This is a genomic window from Nostoc sp. (assembly GCF_054880495.1).
The window spans coordinates 1-5,660 of the sequence record NZ_JBTYKD010000304.1; the positions used below are offsets into that span (position 1 = coordinate 1).

The window sequence follows — 5,660 nt, forward strand, 5'->3', positions numbered from 1 at the left end:
CGTGCTGCTAATCTCAACCTGGCTTACATAGGAGGTGAGCAAGCTGCTGGAGGTCAGCAAGGTGCCGCAGCACCAGCAACCTCTCAAACAATCTCTCTAGATATAGAAAACGAGCCAGTGCAAGATGTGTTTAACTACGTTTTGCGCTTGAGTGGTCTAGAAGCTAATCGCAGTGGTCGGACAGTTTTTGTAGGGGCTAAACTACCTAATGCGACCCGTGACATGGTTATGCGTAGCCTGCGACTTAATCAGGTGACAGTGGGAGTCGCCCTGAACTTTTTGGTCGCCTTAGGAGCAGAAAGCGCCGTCAGTCGCGAACGACAAGTTACCAGCGTTAATGCTGTGCCTGTTGGGGCTGGAGCTGCGCCGATCACCCAAACTCAGACGACGACGGAAACCAGAGTTGAAACTCAACGCGTTACTTTTACAGACTCTAGCCCATTACTGAGAGGTTTACAGGTATTAGGAGAGGAACGCACCAATGCCATTACCTTGATTGGCGCTCCCCGACTAGTTGAGATGGCGATCGCTCAACTAACTCAGCTTGATATCCGCCGTCGTCAAGTGGTAGTCAACGTCAAGATTATCGATGTTAATCTCAATAACACCCAGGACTACAACACTAGCTTTTCTTTTGGGATTGGCAACAACTACTTTAGCAGTGATGGTGGTGCAGCGTCTTTTAATTTCGGTGGTTCCAGACCAGCTACTAGTGCTGAAGTAGCAAACAGTGTGACTCCGACACCTACTATTACCAATCCAATTACAGGAACGCCTTTTTTAAATCCTAACCAGTTTACGACGATACCAGGCGGTGGGTCAGGTACTACAGTCATTAACCAATCTCAAACCCCCTATACAGCTCCCAATGGAATTGTAGTTGCGCCAGGAACCGTTTATACAACACCTAACACAAATGCAACAGCATATCAACCAATTTCGCCAGCATCGTCCAACGCATTACAAACAGGTTTCAGTGCCATTACCCCGGCAACGAATAACATTATAACTGTTGCGGCAAATGGGATTGCAACTGTAACTCAAGGCACTAATGGTACTGTAACATCTGCTCTCTCTTCTCTATACCAATTCCCTAAACGTCTTCTCACTAGCTTGCAAGCTCAAGTGACAAATGGCAATGCCAAGATTTTGACAGACCCAACCTTAATTGTGCAAGAAGGTCAGCAGGCTCTTATCAACCTGACTCAAGAAGTAGTGGGAAATATAACCCTCCAAACAACGGATACTTCTGGTGGTTCTAGGACAGATAGAACAATTCAGAAGCAAGCAGTTGGCTTAACCTTGAATGTAAGAATTGAGCGGATTGACGATAATGGTTTCGTTTCTCTATCGGTTGCTCCTACTGTCAGCGCTCCTTCAGGCACAGCAGATACAGGAAATGGAAGTATTACTTTAGTGTCTCAGCGCTCCCTTACTTCTGGCTTAATTCGCTTACGAGATGGTCAAACGCTCATTCTTTCAGGCATTATTCAAGACCAAGACCGGACAAGTATTTCCAAGATTCCTATTTTGGGTGATCTTCCCCTTATTGGTGCGCTGTTTAGAAAAACAGACAGATCCAATCAGCGCAATGAGGTGATTGTATTGCTCACACCGCAAATCATGGATGACTCTCAGAACTCCTCCTACGGCTATAACTACAACCCCAGCCCAGAAGTGCGGCAAATCCTTGAGCGTCGAGGCTTGAAGCTTCCTAGCAGGTAATAAAGATAATGTGCAGGTGAGTCACCTTTGGCAAAGGCTCAGATCCCCGACTTCTTTAAGAAGTCGGGGATCTTCTTGTTCACGAGTAGGATTAAGTTTAAATGTCATTCTAGAATAAATAGGACTTATACCATTTCACACAAACCCTGATACATATAGATTTCTCGTAGGGGCACAGCAATGCTCATTGGTGTCAACTTAACGTAGAAGTTAGGCAAGGCAAGCTTTCCAGGTTTGACCCTCACAAGAACAGCCCCTCTCCCAATTTTGGGAGAGGGGAGCAAATTATCTAGTTCCCCTTCTCCCAACTTGGGAGAAGGGGTTAGGGGATGAGGGCAAAACGCCTTCTCAAAGCAGATTTTTTCTGAAGTTGACACCAATGAGCTTTTTCTGTGCCCCTACCAACGTATTTGTATCATTATTAAAGTAAAAGGGTATTACGCAAAACTACACACGGTAGGGGCAATACCCTGCGGTCAGCTAAAGCTACATGAATTGCCCCTAAGAAGAAAATCATGGCTCTTCAGTACTTACTATGCTAAACTCCTTTGATAAAACCCTGAAAGCCTTATTTATCAACATAATTAGCATTATTTGCTAACATTTTAGGATTTTAGCAATAATTTTGGCTTTTAACCCTATTTTTTAAGCCAAATTTTGATGTTTAACTAATAATTTGGCATAACAGGTACTGAAGAACCAAAATCATTCTTTTCGGCTATTGTTTGCGTAAGTCCTGATAAAAATACTCAATCACAATAGAAGTAGTAACAGTAGTGAGTGAATGCTAATGAGTCCACAACAAGAGTTATTAAAAAAGTGGCGTTCTCTTCCACAAGACAAACAAAAGGAAGTTTTAGATTTTGTCGAATTTCTTGGTTTGAAAAACTCGGCAAATAAAACCCCATTGGGAGAACGTTTGCGGCAAATTCGTACTAGGATTGTTGCTTCTGGTAAACATTTATTAGATGAAGATGAAATTAAAAAAGAACTCGCCAGTTGGAGAGGTGGGCTACAGGGTAGAGATGAATGAAAATAACTTATATTGATTCTGGCATGTTACTCAGTGTTTCAGCCAAAAGTGCATCTGGCGATGATTCAATTTCTTCGATAAGTTTTTATTTGATTGTCATAAGATTCAACAGATAATATTCTGACTTGCTGAATACGTTGAAAGTCGCTACGTTGGCAGACCTCCAGCTTGAAAAATCTGTTCGGCTGTTAAATTCAATTCCGGGAAAGTAAGCGAGACGATGCGATTCTTGCCTCTAAATTGAGTAACTTGGTATTCACCATCGATTAATTGATAAATAGATATAGTAGGCTGTTTGGGGTTGCCAGTGAATTTTTTAGCACCTAGACCGAGATAATCTACAACCCAGTATTCAGGAATTCCAATACCCTCATACTTACCCTGTTTTGTGTAATAGTCATCATCCCAGTTAGTACTAACTACCTCAACTACTAAGGGAATTGATGCTGCAAGGCTTACAGTTGATTCTTTTTTCCATAGCGGCTCATTCATTAAATTAAGGCGATTGAGTAATAGCACATCTGGGGAATAGGCAGATTCGGAATTAGTTGGTTTTACCAACGCAGTTTTGGGGATTGTATAAGGTAAATTTAATCGGTCAAATTCTACTATTAGTTTTCTTCCTACAAAACCAACAATATCCTCATGGTCTCCTACTGGTTGTGCCATTTCAACAATCACGCCATCATGTAATTCATATCTTCCACCTTCGGGTCGCCACGCTGCAAAATCTTCAAAGGTTACTAGTTTTGGTATGGCTTGAGTCATAATCTATCACCCCTAGTAGTCGTTTCAATCATATCGCTTTCTTACGTTCAGCCTTAACAGTAATATTAAGGGATACAGTAAGTAGGTAGACGTAATTAAACATAAGATCAAACCTCACCCTCAATCCCTCTCCTTAGTAAGGAGAGGGAAGCCGGAGGCAGGGTGAGGTTTGATATTTAACTTGACCCACTTACTTACTCGAAAAAGTTTGTTGCAGAGAACTTAAATATGGTAGCGATAACAACATCCGCAGAAAATAGAGTTTTACTCCAAAACATCAGCTGGCAGACTTTTAAAACCATGCTGGCTGAAATGGGTTCAGAGCGAAACTCCCGATTTGCTTATGACAATGGAACCATAGAAATTATGACTCCACAAATGCCACACGAGAACTCAAACCGTGTAATAGAAGCTTTTGTTGGTGTATTGTGCGAAGAGTTGGGTTGGGAAATTAAACGTGCTGGTTCGCTAACCTTAACGCGAGATGATTTACAGAAGGGAGCAGAGCCAGATAGTAGCTACTATATTCAAAATGAAGCCCTAGTTCGAGAGCAAGAAAATATTGACCTAGCGATCGCCCCACCTCCAGACCTGGTGCTAGAGGTGGAATATTCCAGGTCTGCAATAGACAAGCTGAGGCTTTATGCTGCGATCGCAGTCCCGGAATTTTGGCGTTATAACGGCAGTGTCTTGCGAGTTTACACACTTGCAGGTGGGCAATACTTAGAAGTCCAAACCAGCCCTACTTTTGCGCCTGTGTCGGTGAAGGAGATTCCCCGGTTTATCGCAGAAGCTAAAAAGAATGGGGAAATTGCTACTACCCGTGCTTTTCGGGCTTGGGTGCAACAGAATATTTCTGATGGTCAACCATAAAATCATTTTCATCTAAACCTCCAGGAGACTCCCACCAAAACTGTACTCAGTTTGGTGGTGAGAGCAATTAGCAAATCCAACGTTAGCTACTAGTTTGTGCATTGCGTTTTCTGATATAATTGGATGAGTTCTGATACGAATGCAATGCAGACAATATCTGTAAAATGCAAGCTTCAAGTACCTGTAGAGTTGCGCTCTGAAATAGACCGCACTTTGCAAGGGTTTGCTGATGCTTGTAATCAGATACTGGAGGTTGCAAAGCGTGAAAAATGCTGGAATACTACCAAGCTTCACCACTTGGTTTATAAGCCAGTACGCGCATCTACGGGCATTAAGGCAAATCATGTTTGTCAAGCTATTCGCCGCGTGATTGGTAACGCCAAAGCAGTTAAACAAATCCACAAGTTCAGACCAACATCTATTAACTTGGATGCTCGGACTTTTCAGTACTTGGAAGAGCTGCAAACTGTGGGCGTTACTTTGATGTGTGGTCGCAAAAAGTTTAAGTTGTTGATTGGTAACTACCAGTTGGCATTGCTTAAAGGGCAATCCCCAACGGCTGCTACCCTCAACAAAACCAAGCACGGCGACTATTACATCAATATCTGTGTTGACTTGCCCACCAGCCCCACAGGTAAAACACCCAAGGCTAGCACTGAGCGAAGCCGAAGTGTCATTGGGGTCGATCTCGGCAGGCGCGACATAGCCACCACTTCCAATGGCGACTCTTGGAGTGGCAAGCAGATTCAAAACACTCGTGACCGATACAGTAAAGTCAGGGCTAATGTTCAATCCAAACGCACTCGCAGTTCTAGAAAATTGTTGAGAAGGCTCTCTGGGAGAGAACAAAGGTTCCAAAAGTGGTTGAATCACAATATTTCTAAACAACTTGTTCAAGATGCCAAACAAAGTAACTCTGCTTTGGCATTTGAAGACCTGACCAATATCAGACAATCGCTCAACCAGCAACCTAGAAGCAAGACTGAACGCCGTAAAACTAATAATTGGGCTTTTTACCAGTTGCGGTTGTTTGTTAATTACAAGGCAAATATCGCTGGTGTTCCGGTTGTTTTTGTCCCACCTGCCTATACCAGTCAGACTTGTTCGCGGTGTCACCACGTACACCCCATTAAAGGTAAATCCTATCGTTCTAACAAGTCTTTCAACTGAGATACCCCATGCGTAAACGCAGGGGGTTCTAACTCACGGAGCGAGTTTCGTTTACCCTTACAGGTTCCGACTTCTCACGCGCTATTAGATT

Annotated in this window: 5 protein-coding genes; 4 read left to right on the forward strand and 1 reads right to left on the reverse strand. The window is 43.1% G+C overall.

What is annotated here, in order from left to right; translation table 11 throughout:
• Positions 1-1,725 (forward strand): secretin and TonB N-terminal domain-containing protein (locus ACYTXL_RS26340; protein ID WP_461927275.1); only part of this gene is annotated, 1,725 nt, incomplete at its 5' end.
• Between the two features lie 790 nt (positions 1,726-2,515).
• Positions 2,516-2,758, forward strand: a complete 243-nt coding sequence (locus ACYTXL_RS26345) for a DUF2281 domain-containing protein (RefSeq protein ID WP_461927276.1) — start codon at positions 2,516-2,518, stop codon at positions 2,756-2,758.
• Between the two features lie 147 nt (positions 2,759-2,905).
• Here ACYTXL_RS26345 and ACYTXL_RS26350 read toward each other — a convergent pair whose 3' ends face one another.
• Complete coding sequence (locus ACYTXL_RS26350; RefSeq protein WP_461927277.1) at positions 2,906-3,526, reverse strand: Uma2 family endonuclease; 621 nt, start codon at positions 3,524-3,526, stop codon at positions 2,906-2,908.
• A gap of 228 nt (positions 3,527-3,754) precedes the next feature.
• On the opposite strand from ACYTXL_RS26350, the gene ACYTXL_RS26355 reads away from it, so the two are divergent.
• Together ACYTXL_RS26355 and ACYTXL_RS26360 are read left to right on the forward strand one after the other, a co-directional pair.
• Positions 3,755-4,399 (forward strand): Uma2 family endonuclease, encoded by a 645-nt coding sequence (locus tag ACYTXL_RS26355; RefSeq protein WP_461927278.1) that lies wholly within the window; start codon positions 3,755-3,757, stop codon positions 4,397-4,399.
• A 123-nt stretch (positions 4,400-4,522) separates the two neighbouring features.
• Positions 4,523-5,569 carry an RNA-guided endonuclease InsQ/TnpB family protein gene (locus ACYTXL_RS26360; protein WP_461927279.1) on the forward strand — a complete coding sequence of 349 codons (1,047 nt, stop codon included), beginning with the start codon at positions 4,523-4,525 and terminating at the stop codon, positions 5,567-5,569.
• Positions 5,570-5,660: the final 91 nt, after the last annotated feature.

Excerpts from the sequence above, each read along its gene's own strand:
- ACYTXL_RS26345 (WP_461927276.1), top strand. The coding sequence starts at position 2,516 with ATGAGTCCACAACAAGAGTTATTAAAAAAGTGGCGTTCTCTTCCACAA.
- ACYTXL_RS26355 (WP_461927278.1), top strand. The coding sequence starts at position 3,755 with ATGGTAGCGATAACAACATCCGCAGAAAATAGAGTTTTACTCCAAAAC.
- ACYTXL_RS26350 (WP_461927277.1), bottom strand. The coding sequence starts at position 3,526 with ATGACTCAAGCCATACCAAAACTAGTAACCTTTGAAGATTTTGCAGCG.
- ACYTXL_RS26360 (WP_461927279.1), top strand. The coding sequence starts at position 4,523 with ATGAGTTCTGATACGAATGCAATGCAGACAATATCTGTAAAATGCAAG.